Here is a 21,195-nt window from a genome sequence, read left to right as displayed (position 1 = left end):
TCTTTTTTCGTTATGCGCTGCTTCAGTGTGGCTTCAGCCTTGGTGATCGCGAGCGATGCGAGTCGCTGGCTGCGCCGAGAAAGAGCTTGGCGGCGTCCGCTCCGCGCGAGCCCCAAGCACAATGCGTAAGTCCTCAACATGTTTGCGATGCTTGGCTAGGCGCTTGCCAAGCTTTTTTCCGCCCTCATCGTCGAACTTGATTTTCGACGCCGCGAGAGCACAATCCGTCATTGGCCGCACGCTTTTTTCCAGAAAGTGCTGCGGCCGTAAGACATCTGGGACCGCGCCTAAGCCGGCCACTTCATCGGCGCGCTGGACGACGAAGGCACGAGCCGGATGCCCAAACATATCCTCCACGCCGCGCGGACACGCGGCTGCATTGCGGTTCGCAAACAACCCTTTCGCGCGCGGCGAGGAGGCAAATAGCAGTTCAGCTTCTTTCCGCGAGAGCATTAGGCCGAGCGGCGGGCAATAGATGCGCCATCCACCACCTCCCCCGGATGAGGTCTTGGGATTACGCCAGTTGTATGATGAGAATTTCTCTCCAGCCGTGATGCCGTGAGCGATCCCACCAACTGCGCCAAATGCTAACAGACCCAACGCCGGGACGCCGCCAATATGATCCGCGACGACTGGGACGTCGAGTTTGTGCAGGTCGACAACGGCGTCCATGAAACGGGCGAGCGCAAACGCGCCGACATCAGCGCCGAAATTGTCGACTTTCAACCACAGCGAGTCGATCGGCACATTAGCAAGCCCGGCAATGATCGCCGACCGCTGATCCGCATCCCGAAAAACTGCGCTTGCGATAGCAAGAGAATAGATGAGTGGAATCCGCTTGCCGCCACGACGATCAAGCTCGGCTCGAAGCCACCGCGTCAGCTCCAAATCAATGCCAAACCATGGGTCGTTTGGCGAGACGAGGAAGTGTGTCGGACAGATTGCCTGAGTGAACCCATTCGCGACAATAAATTCAGCGAGCTTCACGACCCGTTGACGCCCTTGCAAATCACGAAAATCTTCCAGCCGAAGTGGCCGGTCGGCTCCCCACGGGAGTTTGGACATCGAAGGACGGAAGCCACCAGAAAAGGCGGCGGCCTGCGTCTTAGGATCAAGGATCACGTCCAAGTTGCTCCTGAGAAGCTGCTCGCATAGGTCTTTTTGGTGCTCGACGGAGGTCGCGTCGATTACCGCTCCGAAAATCTTCTGAGGTCCCGAAAGCAGGATCGTACCAAGCTCGCGATGGCCGATATGGCCGGGTCTGAGATACAGGCCGAGCGGTGCCGGAGCAGCCCGAACGGGAACGGGGAAAGCTGTCACGCGGTCAGACATAGATCATTCTCCGCATTCAGAATTGACAATATGATAGCGCTTTCCATTGCTAATGCAATTGGCATTTTTATTGACTTCCTGACCTTGAGCAATCCATATCAAAAAGTACGCACTCCGATCGGATCAAGGCCAAGCATCGCGCCTTTCGCCACAACCTCCAATGGACAGGAGGTCGAGTGGGCGGCGGCGATTCGATCGTTCGAGCCATAGGAGGAGCTCCTGACACAGGAAGCCAAGCATCTCGATCTGCGCTCGACGAACTTCCAGGGCTCGGCGTGGTACGAGCTGAGCGCTGGGGCCGCTCCGAGGGTGGTCTGGCTGACGCGAGCCAGCGAGGATGCCGCTCTCGGCCGCAGCATCGTGGAACGCGTCCTTCTACCTGCGCCGGACGAACCATATTGAAGAGAGCGTGGCCTGAGCCTCGGTCGCAGCCGGGCAATCCCGGGGGCGATTCACAGCGTTAAGAAGCATCCGGCGGGACCATGAAAGCGCCGAGCGAGAAGAACGACAAGACGACAAGCCAGATGCACTGACGAAGATTGCCCGGACGCGCTTGGGCACCCTTGCCACAAGCTTCCATTAATTGCCATCGGCGAGAAATCGTGCTTAAGTTGTTCTGCGCTGTAATCCAAACTCGCATTGGCCATTCGATTGGCCCGAAAATCAAATGGTTCGGCGCTCCAAAAAAGGGAGCGTTGAAATGGAACTAGAATGTCTCGTCGACTGCGAATCGACCGCTCACTGGCGTGCTCGAAAGCAGGAACAATACCCGGAGGATAGCAGGAACTCGGAAGCTCAAGAGCTGTTGTCTTCTCTCGGGAAGGAAATGGCCGCCCTTAACGGAAGTTCGATTCACAAGCGCCTTGAGCGGCTTTGGGCGACCAAAAAGGGCTTCGGCGAAATTGTCAGCGAGAGGCTACGTTGGGTCGGCTCCGGCTCGAAGCCGAAGAGCGCCTTGGAACTTCTCGAGGAAATAGCCGAAGCGGCCGAGCAAGCCCACGACCTTCAGGAAGGCGAGTATTTCTGAGGTTCAAGAGTGGGCCGCGCGAGCGGCCCATTCTCATTTCTGCCCCTTCGGCAGCTATACGCGCCGCCTGTTCATCAGAGGTCGTGGTGCTTTGAGCGACGCTCGTGTCGGGTCGCCCAACACGACAGGCTTCAGCGCCCGCCGTAATAATGGCTTCCCTTCCCATGGCTGTTATATCCGCCATAGCGATGGCTCCCGCTCCGGCCGCGCGCATCGGCCGTGTCGATGATCGCGGCAGAGATGGCGAGCGTGGCGATGGCGAGCGCCAGATATTTCAGAATGGCAGATTTCATAATCGACTCCTGAAAGACGGTCGTCATGCGACCGGAAGCGCGACTATATGTTGCGGATGTCGTGGCGTCGAGACTGCGGACGATCTGACTTCGATGCTCGGCCGATATCGCGCCGCGCATGATCGGGCCACACAGCCAAGTTGCCGTTGTTCGCGCGGATGGAGTATGATCGCCTGAGTTGCAATGAATTTCGCCTAACGGGGCCATATCGTGCGTCAAATTTCGATCGCTATAATTTCGTGTTTGGCTCTCGCGTCGTTCTGGTGTTTGCCGGCACTAGCCGCGAATATAGAACCCTTCAGCAGCACATGCGCGTCTAAGGCCCCCCGAGGCAACGATTCGTGTCCATTGGCAGAAAACGACATTCTTATCGAGGGTGAAATCGTTTCTGGAGATGCCCGAAGCTTCGAGCGAGTGGTGCGGGATATCGGGCGGCATGTCGATAAGGTTATTTTGCGGTCACCGGGCGGCTCCGTTCAGGAGGCAATCACTATCGGACGGCTTGTGCGTAAGCTGATGATTGAAACAGAAGGCCCGGATTTTAGCGGGGAAAGCGAGCAGGCCAGTTGCCAGAAGGATTACGACCATCCGAACGCACCGTGCGTATGCGCCAGCGCATGTTTCCTTATATACGCCGGGGGATTCCCTCGATCAGTTTCACACGTCATGTTGCATAGACCATTCGTGAGCCCGAGCACGAACGCTCTCATGAGCTTTGACGAATCGATTCGAGCGGCTGAGGGAGCGCGCAACAGCGTCGCCGAGTATCTACACGAAATGGGTGTGCCTGATCGCTATGCAAACGTCATGTTCTCAACGCCATCTAACGCCGCTGTGCTTGTCCCACAAAACGAAATGCTCGACTACATAGCCGGCTATCCGATCGATGTCGAAGAATGGCTCATGGCGCAATGCCAGACTACCACAACAGGGCAAGCCGCCCGCCAATTTGTCGAGGAAAACGCAAGAGACGGGCGCAGGGCTACGATTAAGAATCAGGCGATCAGACGGGGCCTAATTCGGGAAATTTGCATAATGAATTCGCTAAAGCCGAAGCGCGACGCCGTGCGGCATGAATGGTTCGGGCCGATAACAAGTGCGGAAAAAGCAAAGCACGAGATGGAAAAACTTAAGTTTGAATCGTTGACGCAACAGGCGCGATAGCGATCGCGAGGCTGGTCGGCTACGCAGTCAAGCGCCCTTCTTGGATTGGAGCCGTTTCGCTACCAGCTTCGTCGCTCAACGAGCATAGATCGACGGCGCAGTTCCTTCCTTGATGCGATCCTCCAGCTTCGGATCGAGATCGACGCCGAACTCCATGCGATCGTGCTTTTTCTTGAAGCGCTTGGCTTCCTGCATAATGCTCTTCGGCGTGATGCGCGCCTCCGGCACTTCGGCATTGTATGCGTCCACCTTCTTCTGCGCCGCCTCGATCGCGCTCTGGTCGCCACCCATCCTGGCCCGTCCAGCCGCCCTCAGCGCCGCCGACTTTTCGCCATGGATGCGCGTCTGCATGTTGCGCTGAAACGTGTTGCGATCCATGCGCTCTCTGATTTCCGCAGGGGTGAAGCCAGCCGCCTGCTTCATGATGTCCTGCCAGGGGACGTATTCGACGATTGGGTTCTCGTTCTTGTCCTGCACGCCTTCCATCGCGTAGCGGACGGCCTTGGCCGGATTTTTGATAAATGCCGGAGCCATCTTTTCCAGGCCACGCTCTACGTTGCCCTTCGCGACATCGACGCCACCTTGATAAATCTGATGCGCCAGCCCGAACGTCGCGCCGCCGAGCTGTTCGAGAAGATACTCCCACTTTTGCTCCGGGTTCATTTCCATATTGTTCGAACGAAACCAAAGATCGGCGTTGCCGATGCGGTCGGAAAGCGCCGTGCCGGTGATGTATCCCGGCGCTCCGTCCATAATCATTCCGCCGACCGCGCGGCCGATGATGCTGTCGCCGGTCATCTGCAACATGATACGCCGTAGCTCCTCATCTGGATCGTCGTCGTTGCCGGCAAGCCCCATGAAGAAGGCGGCGATTGTCATGAGCGTGTGGAAACCGAATGCGCCGCTCAATCCGGCAATAGGAAGAGACATGGCGAGCATCGTGGTCGTGCGCCCGATTGCCATCTTTCTTTCGTCCGCCGTCTTCGCGTGCATCGACTGATGAATGTCGTAGAACAGACGAAACAGGACATTCGCCTGATAGCTCTTGAGCGCGAAAACAACTCGCGCAACGTCGCCGCGCATCATGCGCGACTTGCTCGACGACTGATTGTCGTAGTGGGTCATCCACGTCAGGTCGCTTGCCTTTTTGATCGCCTGCTCCTGGGACAAGCCCTTGTCGCGAGCAATGCGATAAGCCGCGAGAAATGTGACCTCTCGGTTGAACCGCTCCGTATGGTGCATCGGAGCGGAAGCCGCCTTCATCATATAGTTCCAAAGAGGATTGTAGGAAACGCCCGTTTCGACCATCGAGGCCAAATCATGGGCCTGCGTCTTGTCGATGACGCCAAGCTCATATCCCTTGGCGATAGCGGCCCTCTCGTCATCCGTGAGCGTCGAAGCGTTCTCGATGAAGCCCTTCCCGATGAAAAACTCTTTCGTGGCTCTGGCGAGCTGCGAGAACGCCTCCTTGCGGCCAGCCTTTGTGTCGATATCGAAGGCGAGATTTCCGAGACCTTTCGACCACGTTTGCTCTGTGTTGACGAGGGCGGACGACACATTGAAAGCCATCGTCCATAGGAACGCAAAGGATGTCAGGCGATAGGCCCATGGTTCGCCCTGCGGGTTCATCGTGAAATCATGAGCGCGCTTCATTTCCTCGTATACCGCGCCGGAGCGAACCGGATCGTCCGATGCGCGAACTTCCTCAGCGATGTTGTCCATATGCTCTTGAAGCTCAATTCCATATTCAAGGCGCGCGAGCTGGTGGCCGCCGTGAAACATTGTGTGAGCGAATGCCCTGAGCGCGTCGTTGTTGAAGCCGGCGCGGTTCTTCCGGTGAATACGATGCTTGCGCATCGACAGGTCTGGAAGGCTTTCGAGATAGCGTTGCCAGACTTGATCGCGCACTTCATGCCCGACACCATGATCGTCGAACAGGGCGTCAAGCTTCGCCATGAATGTCGGATCGACGATCTTCTTGAACTCGTTTTCCTTCTTGACGAGCCCCAACTCGACGCTCTGGCCGGCTATAGCTTCCTGCTCTTTCGCGAAGCGCTTTTGATCCGATACGCTTTCAAACCTCGAAAACGATATGACCTTGCCGCCATTGTCGCGGACAGTGACGAAATAGTTTCCGAAACGGGCCAGAGGAAAATACGGCCCCTTCAAACGGTTCGACTCGAACATTTCGCGCATCCGCTTGATGCGAGCGGCACTGGCGCGACGCCCTGTGGTTTGCGCCAGCGCAAGCTTTCGATCGGCCGCCGCTACGGCGTCATGGCGCTCCTTGCCGGCCAGACCGTCGTCGGCGATGCGCGTCATGGCGTCCGCATGGTCCCGCTTGGCGCGCGTGAGCGCGGCCTCAGCCGCCTGCTTCACATTCTGGATGACCAGCTCCTCAGTCCTGTCCGCCATCGCCTTGTAGGACTCACGAACCTCGACGTAGATCGCCTTCGCTTCGTTCGACAGGGCGTCGTAGCGCGTCTTCAAATCCTCCCATGCGGCCTTGCGCGCAACGTCATCGTTCTGCTTTTTGAGCGCCGCATCATATCGCTCAGAGCCTGGACGAAAGCGCCTCATGTCGTCGCGGTCGGCTGGCGTCATATTCTCCTGGCCAGCCCATTCCTTGCTCGGATCGGCCTGCGCGATCGTGCTCTCGTGCATCAAATCCATGAGCGCGGTGTTCTCGGCGACATTCCGCCGGTAGATTTTTGCTCCGTCGCGAGCAATCTTGTTCGCAAATTTGAACCAGCGCTGAAGCGTTTCATCCGTTTCACGCGCATATTTGTTGCGCATGGCGTCCATCGCCTGCTTCGTATCGAGATATAGGCGCGCCGATGGAAGATGCTTCGCCAGTTCGAGGAAGAGAGGCCGAACCGGAACTGCGCCGAGAATGCTTGTCGATGGCGACTTCTTTCCTGTCATGAGGTCCGTGATGATATCGCTGAGCGCGTGTCGTGACTCGTCGAACAGTCCGCCGGTCCTCGTCGCAACATCGCGCGGACTTGCGATCGAATAGCGAACGTCGCCCGAACCGACATTGTTTACGCCGTCCGCATTGGCGCTCGACCGCAGCGCGGTGACGGCGAGCGCACGGAGCTGCGCCGGAGTGACTGAGCCGAACTGCCGGCCGAATGTCCGCACGGCCCACGCTTTCGCGAGACCGACGAGGCGATCGACGATATCCTTGATGCCGGCCGGCGCGCGCTCATAGTTCTCGACCGCATAGGCCGCCGCTTCCTCGGCGAGACGCCCGCCCGACGCCCGCGCCTGTTCGAGCGCATCGGCCCAGAAGCCTTCTACGTCGCCGCGCTCGACCGCCTTATCGACAGCCGTCTGGATGCGCTCCATGAGCGATTTCCAGCCGCGCGAGCCAGTCAGCGCCTCGGCCCCGGCATGGAAGGCTTCGTGCAGGAGAACGGCGCGCGCTGTCTCTGGCGTCAGATTGTCGGCGACAAGGTGGATCACCCCGTCCGCCGTCGTCATACCCTGGACCGTTCCATTCGGCGCGCCACCCGGCAGCGTGTCCGCCGTGGCATGGAGGACGATCCGGCCAGAAGAGATGAGCTTCTGGATGAGCGGCCCATCTTTGCCGCGAATGAGATGGTCGCGCAACCCTTCCGCATTCATCCCGGCATTGCCAGGATCGTTCCAATGAAATAGATTGATCTCGCTGGCGTCGGGCATCCAAGCCCTAAGCGATGCTTTCGCATCGCCACCTTGGTGGCTACCGGGGGCGTCAGCGCCCTCCGATACGTCTCTCGTATTGTCTGAACCGAGCGGCTTCTCGGAAGGCTCGACAGCCGCCTTCTCGACAATCTTGTCGCCACGATCTGGGATGGTCGAATGCGTTCTCGGTCGGTCTTTCGCAACCCACTTGTCGCCATCCTTGTTAACTGACTCGACTGTGGCGCGAACATCGCCATTGTTCCAATCGAACGAGATAACGCGATCGAAGCCGCCACCATACGATCTGACAATATTCCCTGGCGTAAAATAGTCCTCGACGCGAGCGCGCTCTGCCGCCGCCTTTTCTTTCGGGGATAGCTTTTTCGGTGCAGCGGCTTCCGCCTGCGTCGGCGTCGTCAGGTCAATCTTCTTGCCGAGAAGTTCCTTGCTGGCCTCCACTGCCTTCAGGCGATCCGCCTCGGCATTCGCGCCCTTCGGAACGATATCGAACCGGAACTTCCCGACTTGCTTTATTTCGTGAGACGCGCCGAGCTTTTTCTTCTCGATGAACGCCTCCGCCTTGTCGCGCGAGCCGAACCATCTTCCCTTGGCAGTGTCGGTCGGCGCGCTCTCCTGCGATGTCGTCGCGCTCGGGAATTCCTTGACGGCTTCGAGCGCCTTCTCAACTGGCGCATTTAGAACGATCGCCTTGACCTGCTCGCCTTCGTCCTTGGCAGCAAGCCATTGGTGATGGCCGTCGATCACATGGCCGTCGTTCGACACGATGACAGAACGATCGCCTTCGGCATCCTTCGCCTTCTCGACCTTCTCCGGCGAGAATTCGGCCTGCGTCGGCTTCAGCCCTTCGGCCGGAGCCTCTTTCGTCTCATGGTCGATCCCCTTGGCGTTGAGGAAATTAGTCAACGCGCCGTGATGCTCGGCGGCGACTTGCGGCATTTCGGCGCGCGGAACGCCGAGCGTGCCGCTGTCCTTGTCGAACTGAACGAAGCTGTTCTCGGCCCTCGGCACGGCGGAAAACTTACGTCCTTCCTGTTTGACCTCGTGGGTGTCGGCGAGCCCGTTGTTTTCGATGAACGCTTCCGCCGCCGGGCGTGCGCCCCACCAATTGCGCTTGGCGTATTCGACCGCCTTCGCGCGCTTCTCGTCGGTGACAGGGAGGAGAGCTTCCTCGGCCGGCTTCGAAGGATCACGTTCGGTTCCGACGAGCGCGCCAAGCGCCTTCTGCTTTTCTGGCGACAGATATTGCCAGCGAACCTTGTCATTCGGAATTTGAACACCAGCGCGCTCGGCCGCCTGCTTTCGGCCGAAACCGGTGAGACCACGTTCCCACCAATCTTCATGCGCAGTGTTGGCCTCAGCCGGCTTTGCAGCCTGCGCGCCGCGCGCATCGATCTCCGCTTCGACCTTGCGGCGCTCGACCATGAGCGGCTTTGTCCAGCCCTTCGCCGCCTTCGCCTGCCCGGCGATGAATTTCAGCCGCTCGCGGAGCTCCGGCTCAGACATCTCCGCGACGGATCGCTCCGGCGCGCGCGGCGCGGGCTTCGTCGGAGACTTGGCAATGGCCTCGTCGGTAATCGACGGCTCGGACAGCTTGCGAGGCTCTGGAGATTTGAACGCCGGATCGCCATTTGCAAAGCCCTGTAGATCGTCTGGCGACTTGATGAGACCGGCGTCGAAGCTCGGCTTGGCGCGCGCCAGAAGCGGGTCTTTGACGCCGGCAAACGTGCTCTTTCCATCCTGCAACGCTTTGAAGAGGCCATCATAGAGATTGCCGACGACGGCCTTGCCCATATCCGATCCGGCATCATCGAGACCGGTCGCGCTCTTCGGCGCTCCAGCAATCTTCGTCTGGCCCGTCGATATTTCCTCGTGCGTGACGAGCTGTTCCTGGCCGTCGTCGCCCTTGAACAGAACGCCGTCCGCGTCCTGGCCGATGATCGTGCCAGCGTGGTTGCCGGCCTCGTCGCTCACGACGACATGCTTACCGACGACATCGCCCGCAGCCGCGATATCAGGCGCACGCTCTTCCAGGATGCGCGCGAGGGGACCGCCACCGGTCAATTGTCGCATCGCGCGAGCGCTCTCCGCGCCGGGGCCGAAATCACGCTGCATGGCGTCCGCCGACGCGGTTCCGGGCCGTTCGAGCATCTGCGGCGGCGTATTGCGCCCGGCGACAGCGCCTGGGCCAAAGTCGCGACGCATCGCCTCAGCGCTCGCCTCGCCGGGCTGGTTCAGCATGAGCGGACCGTTCTCCGCCATCGCGGCGGCTGAAACGGACCCTGGAGGCGGCGGCTCATAGCCCATAGCGCTCGGATCGCGCGGCGGCTCCGGCGGCATCGCATCCATGTTGCGCGTCGCTCCGTGGAATGCGCCGCCCATGCCAGCGCCCATGGCCGCACCGGTGACCGCGCCGCCGAGCGCCTGGTTCACCACGTCGTCCATGAGCGGCTTGTCGGGATCGGCCTTCTGGACAGCCTCGTTCTGCGCGAGCTGTTGCAGGGCGCTCTGCGGCAGTTCCTCGGCGAGGCCTTCGCCCGCTGCGCTCTTCGCGAGATTAGCCGCGAGCGCCTTCGCGCCGCCGCCCTTGCCGATATTTTCGAGGAATGTCTTCGCGATCACGCGATCGCCCATGCCGCCGAACAGCCCGGTCGCGAGCCCGCCGGTGATGAAGGCGCGCGTTCCGAGGTCACGGGCCAGGGCTTGACGCGCCGCATCGTCGGACATGCCCGTCTGCTTGAGCGCATTGAAGGCGTCCGACTGCTTCAATCTCTCGAACGGGAGCTTCTCGATTTCGTCGCGCACTTCGCGCGAACTCTGCGCGCCGCCGAGCGCGCCTTCCGAGACCGCGCCGGCGACTGTTGCGACGGTAGCGGCCTGCGCCGCAGCCTCTGCGAGAGGGACGCCAGCTGCAACGCGCGAAGCGACCACGCTTTTAGCGAGACGCAGCGCCGGCAAGGACGATGCGATTGTTTCCGGCAGTGACTGTAGGAGCGGGCCGGAGATAGAACGCCAATCTCCCCAGGCGTCACCAAACCTACCTTCGTCGCCGTTCCACCACTTCTTTTCGAGCGACTGACGCATCTGCGGAGACAGCTTCTCCATCAGATGATCGGAGATTTCCTTGTTGCGCTCCTCCAGCGTCTTGCCGCCGACGCTCTTGTCTGCCCAATCGACGAAATCCGCAGCGAATTTCGGCATGAGCTTGTGCGTCAGCTCATTCATGTCCCCCACGGCCGAATTGACGCCAAGCGCCAAATTGAGCGCCGCGTCGCGCATGTTGTCGCCGAATGTCGCAGGCGGTGGAGGGGCTGGCGCTGGAGCCGGCTGCGGCTCCGGGGCGGGGAAATAGGTGTCGGCGAAGTGCTGCGAGCGCGAGAGAACGCCGTTTGCATATTCCTCGGCTTCCGGTCCCCATTGGTCCTTGTCGGGACCGAATTTCGTGGCCTTGATAGCGTCGGGAACGGACAGGCCGGATTGGAGATAGCTGCTCATTTTGCGTGCGGCCACGTCGATCGCGTGCGCCGGAACGTAAGGGTTGACGCCCTTGTTCTCCGCCACGTCGCGATCGGTCAGACTGATAATGCCGCGCTTCTTCTCGCCGGGGCCTCGCGAGCGCGAGAATTGATCGAAACCGGAGTCGCGCTCGGCCATCGCCATGAGCGCATCGGCGGGCACCTGATGTGTGACGGCCGCATTCGCGAAATCATCGACCAGAGAGCCGTCGATCTGCGCCGGGGCCGGCGGCCTGACGCGGAAAGCGTTGCCGGTGATCATCGTCCCTACATCGGCTTTCGGGCGGGCGCTGTCCATGGACGGGAAGGTGGGCGAAGAGGGGGTGTTGCCGAATGCAGCTTTGGCTCGCTCGACATTATTGTTCGCTTCGTCGAGAGCGCGATCGGCGGAAGATGAAATGAATTCCATGACGCAAATTCCTGTTCGAGATCGTCGATCGCGCTCGCCGCGTTGGACCAAGCCAATCGACGATCTCAGGTCCTAAATTCATCTCGCCTGATATACGAGCGTCGCCGAATAGACGTGCCCGCTCACGCCTGGGTAGCCGCTGACGCCGCCGCCGGGTAGAGTCACATACAGCATTTGGTCGTAGTCTGGCACATACGAGTAGAGAGGCTGAAACGCCGTCATGTCGGTGACGGTGCCTACCGCATCACCGAATGCTGCATAGGGGAGGCTGATTTGAAGTCGCCCATAGCAGGCAGGATCATTGGTCGTCACGGTCCACTTCAAATGAACTGTGACGGTCTTATCGACGCGCTCGAACCACGCATGATTGACCGTAGCATCGGTCAGCGTGCCGCCCTGGCAGGAAAGAGTGGCGGTGTAGGCTTGCTCATGGTCTCCGTTGCCGAACACGCTGTTTGTCGTCACGTCGCCAGACGAATCCAGCACGCAAGGGCCATTCACGTTCGCACATCTGTTGTTTACCGCAACGATAGATGATGAATCTGCGTCGATGGCCACGCCGACCCACCATGGTCCGCTGTGAATATTGTTGTTGGCGACCTGTCCGACAGAAGACGCGGCGACTGATATAGCCTGTGCGCTCGCATTCGTTCCCGAGATTTGATTTCCGATAGCGGTAAATTCAGCGACACCGTAGAACTGGATCGCAGTTCCAGTTGGCCCCAACACGAAATGATTATTCGTGTCGAAGATATGGAACATCGCTCCGCCGGCATTCACCCATCTATGGGGCACACATGACGTATTGGCGACGCCAGTGTGATATACGTGATCGACGTTGATGTTATAGATCGTGCCGCCTGCGCTCGCCTCGAAATCGATATAGTTGCAGCCGACGCCATCGAACTGCGTGCCTGGATCGACGTATACATCGCCGATGGTTCCATACACACCTGTTCTTCCCCTGATCCCCGCAGCCGCCGGCTCGAATATCGTGTTGGCGTCAAAGGTGACAGCGGCAATGTCAGATGGGCCGGTATCGCTCAGTTTGAAATCGACATTGACGGTGTTTGCACAGTAGCTGACGTTATTTCCAGGACACAAGTTTGTTTGAAATCCGTGGAAATGAATTTCGCCCGAATGGGCGACATTCGTTACGCTGTTGTCACCAGCGGTCTCGATTAGAACTCCGGTTGCATTCGTTTTGTCCGAAGTGTCGCGTGCGTTTGCGCCAGATCGAGTCAGTTCCACCTGTAGAGTGTTTGTGAACCGATAATCGTTCTTAAATCCTGCAACAAATACGTCATCGATGATCGATGATCGATATAGACCGTTGAGCCAATAACCTGAACCTTCTGGGTTGAACCAAATGCCGTTCTCGGCGGAGCCTGCCGCCTTTGTCGGGTTGTGGATGTGTAGCTTAGCGAGGCGAATTTGATGCAGAGAGGTCTCCTCCGCGGCAATGCCATGCACGGCGATCACGCTGCCGCCCGTGAAAGCGGAGCACGCGGAAATCCACGTCCCGGAATTATACGACCCGACCCCGCTCAGTTCGATCGGTTTCGCTTGGCCCGGATACAAATTAACGGGAGAGCAGACATTGAAGAACCCATGACCAAGAGAGCAGCTCGGCGAACCATTGCTCGCCGAAAACGCATTTGGGCTGGCTGGATCAAAGGACGCCTGAGCAGATGCGACACAGGAATTGATCGCCGCCGCCGAGTCCGCCGTGTTGCCGTAAATCCCGTTCGCACCCCACCACTCGGCCTTGCTCTGCGCGATGCCGACAACCGTTCCAGCTCCTCCGAATATCTGATATCGCCCGGCCTGCACATCTGCGAACAGCTTTATGTGCGCTCCGGCGGCAGGGTTGATCTTGCCGCCATCGGCAAACACCCAAGTGGCTTTTGGCGCGATAGTCCTGCTGGTTGTAGGCACGCATTCCACGCCGAACGGAAACATGACGGCTCGATCGGAAGCCTCTGCGGCGGTAAGAGCCGCGTCATCACACGTCGCTCCAAAGGCGACAATAGAAACTGCGCCGGCCATAGCGCGAACAGCATCCATCGTCGCGACACGGTTTGTGTTGTCAGAGGTCGGCGGCGTCTGAGCATCGATCCTGCCAAGAACAGTCAAATTCCGATATGTCGGGGACGAATAGTCTGCCATCGCCTGCTCAACGCTGAACAATGCGGTAGTCGAAATGATTGCAATGCGAAGCATGTTCATCGAGATACCTCCGGTGATGTCCTTCATGCGATTGTCGTGGGCCGTTGGCTTGCCGCGCAGCAGAACTGAGAGGTCGAACGACACCTTGTCGCCAGCGTCGCTCTCCAGCTCCGCCTTGCGCTGAATGACGCTGTTCTGCTCTTCGCCGATGAACTTGCGAGTGAAATAACTCTTCTTGTTGTGTTTCATTTCGTATCCCCTTCCAGAAGTTTGCCGCCATTGATGACGACGGGATTGAATGCTTTTCCCTGCACCTGTTGGATGAGCACGCTGAGCGGGTTCTCGAACTTCACCGCCAGCTTGTCCTTGTCGAACATGCCGAGATGACGCATGACCTTTTCGAGCGCGCCTATCTTGTCGGCGAACTTCACCTTCTTCGTGTGGCCGATAACAACGCCGTCCTCATTGTGGATTTCGGTCACCTCGAAACCGGCAATGGCGCGCCGCAGGTCTTCACGCATTTCGTATAACCGCTTCAAAGAACCGTCGGGGTTGAATGCGTCGCCAATGTCGAAGAAGGAGAGACACGACAGTTCTTTCAACACGCGATCGGCGGTTATCTCGGTTCGAAGTGATCTCTCGGACATGGCGAGTTCGATCGCTGCGGCCACCTGAGTGTTTCTGAGCAATTTCGCCGCATTGACTTCGGCGGCGTTGCCACGCGCCGTATATCCCGCGCGCTGATAGGCAGCGCTCGCATTGAGGTCGATCAGGTATTCCTCGACGAAGCGTTGTTGTCTTGCGTTGAGGCCATCGCGGGCCATTTCATCTCTCCTCTCGTCATCGTGTCTTCATGAGCGTCGAACCCGCGCCGGGCGTTCAGACGCCCGAGAGCGGGTTCACACGCTCGGGGGGTATAAGGGGGGTGTGTGGACAGGCAGTCTGAACCTCGTCCGAACCCCGTCTGAAAGCGTCTGAAGTGGCGTCTGAACACGCTCAAGAATGGCCATTCGACCCTCCATCGCTATCCTCGTCCCCCTCCCCCTCCCCTGGCTGGTCCGAAGGGGCGATTTTCCGAGTTCGTCGCGACGGCGGACCAATCTCTTCGACCTTGATGCGGCCGGTCTCAAAGAGGCGGTTCATCGCTTTTTCGAAGTCGCCTTTGTTCAGCCCTTCCGATTTCGGATGTTTCGCGAAGATGGCTGGCGCGAAGGCAGAGGACGGCTTGTCTGAAACTTGACGACTGTCGCGCTCGAATTGCGCGAGTAAGCTCATGAAGACGCGATCGGCATGATGACCACGGTCGGCCGTCTCAAAATTGCAGCCATTCTCGCGAATAAAGACGCCGTTCGAATAGCGAACCACGATCTTGCCGCCGCTGGCCGCGCGGTTAGACTTCTTCGTGGTCAAAACACGAATGTCGATGTCATCTTCCGAACCGTCGAATTTGTTGATGCGCCGCTCGAAATAGAGTCGCGAGCGAACTGAGTTGTTCCAGGCGGTATTCCCGGACATTCCCGAACCGGAGTTCAGTCCGGCTTGTGATGGATGAGACAGCAGCAGAACGGTGGCGCCGAATTCAAAGGCCATGCCGCGTAGCAAGGAAATGAATTGACGCGCGTGAACCTTTTTAATCTCGTCTCCGCCGAACAGGTCCGCAAGCGTGTCGAGAACGAGCAAGTCGGGGCTGTGCGTCTCGACAATTCGTCTAAGCGCCGCGAATATGGGCGTCGGTTGCAAGAGCCCTTCACGCCCCATTGGAGCCGCCATCACAGCGTCACGGCCGGCGAGCGGGACGATGGTCAGGCAGCCGAGGCTTTCGAGGCGCGGCGTCATGCGCGCCAGCCGGCGATGCAACTCGTCAAGCTCGTCTTCTGCAGAGACGAACACGACGCGGCCCGGATGAGGCTTCAGACCAAGCCAATCGCCCGCCGTCGCCGTCGCCACGCCGAGCTGAAGAGCGAGCAGGCTCTTGCCGGTAGCGCCGTCGCCGCTGAGCAGCGTGACGTTGGCATGGGGAATGAGGTTATCGACGAGCCAGAGCTGCTCGGGCACGTCCTGACCAGCGAGGGTCGCCGCGTTGATCGTTTCAAGCTCGATCGGCTTTCCCCCTCTGGCCACCCCGTTCGTCGCCGGCCTCTCGAAAACCTCGCCCGTGTCCTGGTCATAGACGGTCCCATCGTCGTCCTGAACGAGCGTCCGCCCGATCTCGGCGGCGAGCGCCTCGACCTCCGCCTGCTCGTCGCGCCAGCCGAGAGCTTCCGGCGTTACACCGAGTCTGCCGCACAACCAGCGCGCGGCGGCAGTCGCATCCTCTGCTCCGCCCCATTCCATGGCCACGTCGATCGCCGTGCGCTTACCCTGCTGCGGGTCGCCCATGTCGGCGACGCCGAAATCGACGATGCCGGTCGGCGCGAGCGCGATATCCTCCTGGAGTGGGCGGCCGAGCGATTTCGACGTGACGCGGAATGCGCCCGTGCTCGGCTGGAATTTTGCGCTCGGGAAGATCGCCGTGACCCATAGATCGAGATTGGCGAGCGCCCGTTCGTTCACGGCGCGGAAGAAGCTCTTGCTGTCGGCCTTGGGGTGATTTCCTCTGCGCTGGTCACCGCCTTCCGGCCTTACGATTTGTTGGCGTTTTCGCTGATTTCCTAGCTCTTCGCTCCTCGGCTTCGGGGCCATCGCCGCGACGCGCGCGAGCAGCCGCTCGATCGTCTGCGGGGCAGGGCGGATGTCCTCTGGCGTCTCGTCGATATGATTGCCGGTGATCGTCAGATAACGATGCGAGCCGTAAATCTCGACATGGGCCGGATCACACTTCGTCGCGCTCTCGACCTTCCCTCTGGCCAGGAGGCGGACGCCGGTGCCGCTCGGGCTGACCTCGGCGTAGGTCTCCGCCAGCTCGACGATCTCGGCCGCCCACGGTTCTAGCTCGCCCGTATCGACATTCCTGCAGGCGTCCAGGTCTATTCCGGTGAGTCCATCGCCATCCGTGAGAACGAAACCGACGCCCGCGAGGCGCGCGACGCGCGTGCGCCAGCACGCTTTCTCATAGGCCGCCCATGTCTTCGGATCGCTGTGATTGCCCGGCCCGCCGGTGTTCGGATCGACGGGCGGCTTGGTTGGCTTCGTCGCGCCAGGGCGGTGGAAATATTTCCAGCTCACCCAATGCGGGATAGCGCGCAGCTCGTCGAGCGCGGATGTCGGCGGCGCGACGGAAATACCGTCTGCCGCCTCAACGGTGTGATGGAAATAGGCATGTGGGTCGAACCAGTTGTCGTCACTGGGATCGTCGAGCACGGCCGACATCGTCACGACACCAGAGCGACGAGAGCGTCGATTGCCACATCCTCGGCGTCGTCTATCGGAAGATCGATATCGTCGAGTGCAGCATACAGATCGAGCACGATCCGCTCGCGCTCTGCGAGTGGAAGTCGAGAATATCGAGGTCCACGGAAGGGATTGTCATTCGGGCCGGGACGATGGCCGAATTCGAGCAACCGCAACCGACCAAAGGTTTTGGCGATCGTCGATTCGACCGCATCGCGACACTCATATAGGTGCGGCGTCTTGATGAAACTCTGGATGACTTTCGCTATGAAAAGCGCTCTACGCTCTTGAAGAAGATCGGCCGATGTCGTATTCATTTGCGTGCCTGCATAAAATCGTGAAAGTCTGAAAACGCTGCCGTCATCAGCCCACGGCGGCGTTTTTGCGTTTAGGCCGCTTCCTGGGAGGTCGAGCGGCGCGGTGCGCCGATCTTGGCAAGCGCCCAATCGTCCAGCGCCTGCTGCTCATAGAGAACGATCCGACCGACTTTGCGAAATTCCGGCGTGTCGCCGGTCACCACGCCTTTTGCCAGGGTGCGGGCGGCCCCAAAGCCATATGTCTTGGTGAGATATTCGCCAGCCTGCACGCGACGCATAAATCGCGGAGGAGCGGATGCCGGGCGCTGGTCGCGAACTTGGTCGGCGGGCTGTTCTTGAATGACCATCTTTTAGGGCTCCTGTTCTAAACAGTGCCCCATCCTTGCCCTGCAAATTGCGGGGTGTCCCGGACGCTAAGTCGAACAGGTGGCCGACTTAACGTCCGGCTTGCTTCTGAAGCTGGCTGCGCCCGCCCTGGCCAGGGGTGCGCCGAGCGCGTAGTGACAGTGCTTCAGTGACAAATCGCTCGATTCCGTCGATCGAGTGATGCTTACGAAGTTCAAGAGGGAGAGTTTTTTGTAACGCGAGGAACAGTGCGACGAAATCGAGCCCTGATCCTTTGGTCGCCTTGGCCGGCAAGTTATACGCCGCACAGGCGTCGACAAGTAGGCAGGCCATCTTGTCCCACGCTGATGGTCGATGCGGCGGAGCATCGACAGCTTTCGAGTCGTCAGTGAATGATCGTGTCGCAGATACCAACGCCTCGGCTTCGTGGATAAATCTGGCGAGCCGATCGTTCGAATGGTCGAACTCGGTCGCTTCGGAATCTTCGTCGAAGAACTCATAATCTCGCAGCATGGAGACCGTCGAACTCGTCACGGCATCATGTGCCATGAGGATATCTATTAGGGACAATGCAGCTCGTTCGATTTTTGAAAGGCTTTTTATTGAGTCGCCGGAGTCGAATCTGTTGGCCTCACACGTTGAGAAATAGATATAGTCGCTGATGATATCGCTGATTTTATCCCTCAATATCGTAGGTATGGCATGGCGATAGACTTCTTCGACTTCGCGCCATTGTGGGTCGGTGATGGACCAATCAGGTATTGGTGGTGGTTCGATAAAGAAGCTCGTCTGCGGTTTTTTTGGCGCGCGCCGCTTCGCTGTCCTGGTCATCACGACTCCATAAATGATGGGCAGGCGTGACGATCGGGGGCGAGCTTATAATCATTCGTCCCCGATCGTGCCTCGATATGCGACTATCCAATCATCTGCTTCAGCTCTTTGGCCGCAGCCTCACGCCGAGCATCGATCCAGTTAGCAAGATCGTCTATATGGACGCCACGCGCCGCTTTCTGGCTCGACGCCTCCATGCGGACGATCGGTATCTTGATCTCGCCCTTAGCGGCCTTCTCTATGAAGTGGCGTGGCGTCAGATGCGAGAAGTAGTCCTTGCAGACAAGCTCAAGCGGTATGATCGCCATCGCGCCGTATTGAGCCATCAGGATAAATCTGGTGTTCATTTTGCGCCATCCACAGCAGCTTCGGTAGCCTTTCGCTCGTGCCAACGCAAGATATTGGCGAATGGGATTGACATCGACTCCTGATCTACAGAGTTCGTGTCTGTGGGAACGACAAGCGCGCGGCCGGTGTCGGTGTCGTATTCGACAACGCGCGCGAGAATGGTGACGGTCCGGCCTATGGTTTTTTCTGTTGTTTCGATCGATTCCGCTTTCGGATATTTTCCGGCGATGTTATTTTTGGTGCTCATGATCGAAGCTCCATCTTCGGTTATGAATGATCGAGCAAAGCGTTCCTGCGCCTTGCTCGATCGCTTATCCGGCGCTATCCGCCGGAATTCTTTAGGCGGACCACATTGCCGCCCGGCTTTCCGTCCATGGCGGCGGCGATCGTCGCCCCGATCGTCTCGACTGCGCGGCGCATCGGGTCCGCGTCAAGGTGCGCGTAACGGGCCGTGGTCGCTGCCTGAGAGTGCCCGAGGAGCTTGCCGATGATCGGCAGGCCGAGCGATGCGCCGGCCCCGATGCTCGCGAAGGAATGCCGAAGATCGTGGAGCCGTAGGCCGTCGAGCGCAGCGGCCCGGCAGATGGCGGCCCAAGGTTTTTTCAGATCGGCCCGTGGTGAGCCGAGAACCTTGTCCGAGCCCTTGGCCCCTTTCTCGGCCGCCGGCTTCTTTCGAGGACCGTGGCCGGCGATGATGTGCGGGTTGCCTTCGATCCGGGGCAGGGCGGCCAGCACTTCTTGGGCTGCGGCCGAGAGATAGACCGGCTTCCGGCCCGTCTTGCTGTCCTCCAGGAAGAGAATGCCGCGCTCGAGGTCGACCTGCGACCATTGGGCGTCCAGGACTTCCCGTAGGCGGGCTCCCGTGAGGATCAGGAGGCGGATGGCGGCCACGGCGTAGGGGTCCAGCTTCACGCGCCGATTCTCGGCCTTGGGGGCGTGCTTGGCCTTCGGCTTCGATTCGTCGACCTGATAGACGAGTCCGACCGTCTCGCCCTCCGCGAGCGCTGCGCCGAGTCTGGATAGCTCTTCGCTCGTCAGGAAGCGCTCGCGCTTCTTTTCCTCGTAGCGTTCGATCCCCGTCGCGGGATTATCGGTGAGCGCGACCTCATCGCTCTTCGCAACCCAATTCCAAACTGCCGACACGAACGCCAGGGCGCGATTGGCCTGATATGGCGTCTCTCCGAGCTTGTCATGGAGGCGTTTCACATCCGCGCGCCGGAGGTCGAGCACGCGCTTAGAGCCGATCGCTGGCTCGACGTGAGACCGATACAACGCCCGATATTCCTCGGCTGTCCGCGTCTTGCGCTTGGTGTCGACGTGCGACGAGAGGAAGTCCTCAGCGACCTCGGCGAAGGTCCGCACGGCGCGCGCGGCGCGGCGTTCCTCGATCGGGTCGGCCCCCTTCTCAACGGCTCCGAGAAGCTGCTTGGCCTGCGAGCGCGCTTCGTCGGGCGTCAGCCGCCCGTGCTCGCCGATCGTCGAGCGCCGCGAGCGGCCGTGCTGACGATATTGCGCGACATAGACCTTCTTTCCCGTGGGGAAGACCGCCACGCCGAAGCCGGCGAGCGCGTCATCCCACAGGAAATCGCGGTCCTTGCCCTCTGGGCATTTGAGCGCATCGACTGCCCGTTTTGTGATCCTGCCGTGAGCCATCTCCCGCCCCACTGACTTCGGCGCTCGGTAAGCGGCCGGTAAGCAGATACAAGCTATCTCGGGTGATCTGTAGAATGCAACAGAAAATCTTCCGTCATCTAAGCGACGGAATTTCGGATATTTTCCGATATCTAAAAATCACTGGGAATGAGCAGAAATACTTGGCCGTCAAATTTGTAATCAGTAGGTCGCGGGTTCGAATCCTGCAACCGGCACCATCTCCCCGTCTCAGATCGTCCGATAACGTCCGAAAATCCATGAAAAACAAGCAATTTTCGGCGAAATAGCGTCCGAGGACGTCTCGCGGCGTGTGTTGGTTTCCGCCGCAAAGGTTGGTATTTTTGTTGGTCTCTGCGAAACCCCGTCCCGGCGGATACCAACATGCCTCTCACCGACGTCGAACTTCGCGCCGCCAAGCCCCGCGACTCACTGCTCAAGCTGTCCGATGGCGGCGGCCTGCAATTGTGGGTCTACCCCGATGGCGCGAAGCGCTGGCGCATGGCCTATCGCTTCGCCGGAGCCCAAAAGGCGCTGGCGATCGGCGTATACCCCGCGGTCGGCCTCAAAGAGGCGCGCGAGGCGCGGGAGCAGGCCAAGCGCTCGCTCGCCGAGGGACGCGACCCGTCGCTCGTGAAGAAGATGGCGAAGGCTGCGAAGGCCTCCGCCTCGGCCAATACTTTCGACGCGCTCGCGAGCGAGCTGCTCGACAAGAAGCGCCGTGAAGCGCCGACGCGCATTGGCGAGATCGCGCAGCTCGGCGCGAAGCTCGGCGTCG

At 59.6% G+C, this 21,195-nt stretch carries 18 protein-coding genes; 6 read left to right on the top strand and 12 right to left on the bottom strand.

The window, feature by feature from the left end:
* Nucleotides 1–33: 33 nt before the first annotated feature.
* A complete protein-coding gene (locus tag KP010_RS04645; protein WP_216280494.1) occupies nucleotides 34–1,332 on the bottom strand; it encodes a hypothetical protein in 1,299 nt (432 codons plus the stop codon).
* Nucleotides 1,333–2,032: 700 nt separating this feature from the next.
* Here KP010_RS04645 and KP010_RS04640 point away from each other — a divergent pair.
* Nucleotides 2,033–2,359 carry a hypothetical protein gene (locus KP010_RS04640; RefSeq protein ID WP_216280493.1) on the top strand — a complete coding sequence of 109 codons (327 nt, stop codon included), beginning with the start codon at nucleotides 2,033–2,035 and terminating at the stop codon, nucleotides 2,357–2,359.
* Nucleotides 2,360–2,490: 131 nt separating this feature from the next.
* Here KP010_RS04640 and KP010_RS04635 read toward each other — a convergent pair whose 3' ends face one another.
* Nucleotides 2,491–2,652 carry a hypothetical protein gene (locus KP010_RS04635; protein WP_216280492.1) on the bottom strand — a complete coding sequence of 54 codons (162 nt, stop codon included), beginning with the start codon at nucleotides 2,650–2,652 and terminating at the stop codon, nucleotides 2,491–2,493.
* 348 nt (nucleotides 2,653–3,000) lie between these two features.
* On the opposite strand from KP010_RS04635, the gene KP010_RS04630 reads away from it, so the two are divergent.
* A complete protein-coding gene (locus tag KP010_RS04630) occupies nucleotides 3,001–3,816 on the top strand; it encodes a hypothetical protein (RefSeq protein WP_216280491.1) in 816 nt (271 codons plus the stop codon).
* A 75-nt stretch (nucleotides 3,817–3,891) separates the two neighbouring features.
* On the opposite strand, the gene KP010_RS04625 is transcribed toward KP010_RS04630, so the two are convergent.
* Nucleotides 3,892–8,928, bottom strand: coding sequence for a PLxRFG domain-containing protein (locus tag KP010_RS04625; RefSeq protein WP_216280490.1), 5,037 nt, complete (start codon nucleotides 8,926–8,928; stop codon nucleotides 3,892–3,894).
* 447 nt (nucleotides 8,929–9,375) lie between these two features.
* On the opposite strand from KP010_RS04625, the gene KP010_RS04620 reads away from it, so the two are divergent.
* The 3 genes from KP010_RS04620 (at nucleotide 9,376) to KP010_RS04610 (ending at nucleotide 11,415) form a co-directional block, all read left to right on the top strand.
* A complete protein-coding gene (locus KP010_RS04620; protein WP_216280489.1) occupies nucleotides 9,376–9,777 on the top strand; it encodes a hypothetical protein in 402 nt (133 codons plus the stop codon).
* Nucleotides 9,778–9,867: 90 nt separating this feature from the next.
* On the top strand, nucleotides 9,868–10,488 hold the full coding sequence (locus KP010_RS04615; protein ID WP_216280488.1) for a hypothetical protein: 621 nt from the start codon (nucleotides 9,868–9,870) through the stop codon (nucleotides 10,486–10,488).
* Nucleotides 10,489–10,611: 123 nt separating this feature from the next.
* A complete protein-coding gene (locus KP010_RS04610; protein WP_216280487.1) occupies nucleotides 10,612–11,415 on the top strand; it encodes a hypothetical protein in 804 nt (267 codons plus the stop codon).
* A gap of 90 nt (nucleotides 11,416–11,505) precedes the next feature.
* Here KP010_RS04610 and KP010_RS04605 read toward each other — a convergent pair whose 3' ends face one another.
* The 9 genes from KP010_RS04605 to KP010_RS04565 form a co-directional block, all read right to left on the bottom strand.
* Nucleotides 11,506–13,845, bottom strand: a complete 2,340-nt coding sequence (locus KP010_RS04605; protein WP_216280486.1) for a DUF4043 family protein — start codon at nucleotides 13,843–13,845, stop codon at nucleotides 11,506–11,508.
* Nucleotides 13,842–14,420, bottom strand: a complete 579-nt coding sequence (locus KP010_RS04600) for a terminase small subunit (protein ID WP_216280485.1) — start codon at nucleotides 14,418–14,420, stop codon at nucleotides 13,842–13,844. Before KP010_RS04600 ends, KP010_RS04605 begins: the two co-directional genes overlap by 4 nt.
* 172 nt (nucleotides 14,421–14,592) lie before the next feature.
* Nucleotides 14,593–16,896 (bottom strand): AAA family ATPase, encoded by a 2,304-nt coding sequence (locus KP010_RS23200; protein ID WP_216280484.1) that lies wholly within the window; start codon nucleotides 16,894–16,896, stop codon nucleotides 14,593–14,595.
* 11 nt (nucleotides 16,897–16,907) lie between these two features.
* Complete coding sequence (locus KP010_RS04590) at nucleotides 16,908–17,372, bottom strand: hypothetical protein (protein WP_216280483.1); 465 nt, start codon at nucleotides 17,370–17,372, stop codon at nucleotides 16,908–16,910.
* Nucleotides 17,315–17,590: a hypothetical protein gene (locus tag KP010_RS04585; RefSeq protein ID WP_253203539.1), complete on the bottom strand. Its 276-nt coding sequence runs from the start codon at nucleotides 17,588–17,590 to the stop codon at nucleotides 17,315–17,317. The genes KP010_RS04590 and KP010_RS04585 overlap by 58 nt, the downstream gene beginning before the upstream one ends.
* Nucleotides 17,591–17,678: 88 nt before the next feature.
* Nucleotides 17,679–18,419, bottom strand: a complete 741-nt coding sequence (locus KP010_RS04580; RefSeq protein ID WP_216280482.1) for a hypothetical protein — start codon at nucleotides 18,417–18,419, stop codon at nucleotides 17,679–17,681.
* Between the two features lie 83 nt (nucleotides 18,420–18,502).
* Nucleotides 18,503–18,766 (bottom strand): pyocin activator PrtN family protein, encoded by a 264-nt coding sequence (locus KP010_RS04575; RefSeq protein WP_216280481.1) that lies wholly within the window; start codon nucleotides 18,764–18,766, stop codon nucleotides 18,503–18,505.
* Nucleotides 18,763–19,014, bottom strand: coding sequence for a hypothetical protein (locus tag KP010_RS04570; protein ID WP_216280480.1), 252 nt, complete (start codon nucleotides 19,012–19,014; stop codon nucleotides 18,763–18,765). Before KP010_RS04570 ends, KP010_RS04575 begins: the two co-directional genes overlap by 4 nt.
* 74 nt (nucleotides 19,015–19,088) lie before the next feature.
* Nucleotides 19,089–20,420: a site-specific integrase gene (locus KP010_RS04565; RefSeq protein WP_216280479.1), complete on the bottom strand. Its 1,332-nt coding sequence runs from the start codon at nucleotides 20,418–20,420 to the stop codon at nucleotides 19,089–19,091.
* 381 nt (nucleotides 20,421–20,801) lie between these two features.
* Between KP010_RS04565 and KP010_RS04560 the strand changes: the two genes are divergently transcribed.
* Nucleotides 20,802–21,195: Arm DNA-binding domain-containing protein (locus tag KP010_RS04560; protein WP_216280478.1), on the top strand; the 394-nt coding region annotated here is incomplete at its 3' end.

It is taken from the genome of Methylosinus sp. KRF6, from assembly GCF_018887255.1.
GTDB lineage: Bacteria > Pseudomonadota > Alphaproteobacteria > Rhizobiales > Beijerinckiaceae > Methylosinus > Methylosinus sporium.
The sequence above is the reverse complement of the archived record's forward strand: the minus strand, read 5'-3'. Positions and strand labels throughout refer to the sequence as shown.

Coding starts and splice junctions, on each gene's coding strand:
- KP010_RS04645 (WP_216280494.1), bottom strand. CDS start 1,332: ATGTCTGACCGCGTGACAGCTTTCCCCGTTCCCGTTCGGGCTGCTCCG.
- KP010_RS04640 (WP_216280493.1), top strand. CDS start 2,033: ATGGAACTAGAATGTCTCGTCGACTGCGAATCGACCGCTCACTGGCGT.
- KP010_RS04635 (WP_216280492.1), bottom strand. CDS start 2,652: ATGAAATCTGCCATTCTGAAATATCTGGCGCTCGCCATCGCCACGCTC.
- KP010_RS04625 (WP_216280490.1), bottom strand. CDS start 8,928: ATGGTCGAGCGCCGCAAGGTCGAAGCGGAGATCGATGCGCGCGGCGCG.
- KP010_RS04610 (WP_216280487.1), top strand. CDS start 10,612: ATGATCGGAGATTTCCTTGTTGCGCTCCTCCAGCGTCTTGCCGCCGAC.
- KP010_RS04605 (WP_216280486.1), bottom strand. CDS start 13,845: ATGAAACACAACAAGAAGAGTTATTTCACTCGCAAGTTCATCGGCGAA.
- KP010_RS04600 (WP_216280485.1), bottom strand. CDS start 14,420: ATGGCCCGCGATGGCCTCAACGCAAGACAACAACGCTTCGTCGAGGAA.
- KP010_RS04585 (WP_253203539.1), bottom strand. CDS start 17,590: ATGGTCATTCAAGAACAGCCCGCCGACCAAGTTCGCGACCAGCGCCCG.
- KP010_RS04580 (WP_216280482.1), bottom strand. CDS start 18,419: ATGACCAGGACAGCGAAGCGGCGCGCGCCAAAAAAACCGCAGACGAGC.
- KP010_RS04575 (WP_216280481.1), bottom strand. CDS start 18,766: ATGAACACCAGATTTATCCTGATGGCTCAATACGGCGCGATGGCGATC.
- KP010_RS04570 (WP_216280480.1), bottom strand. CDS start 19,014: ATGAGCACCAAAAATAACATCGCCGGAAAATATCCGAAAGCGGAATCG.
- KP010_RS04565 (WP_216280479.1), bottom strand. CDS start 20,420: ATGGCTCACGGCAGGATCACAAAACGGGCAGTCGATGCGCTCAAATGC.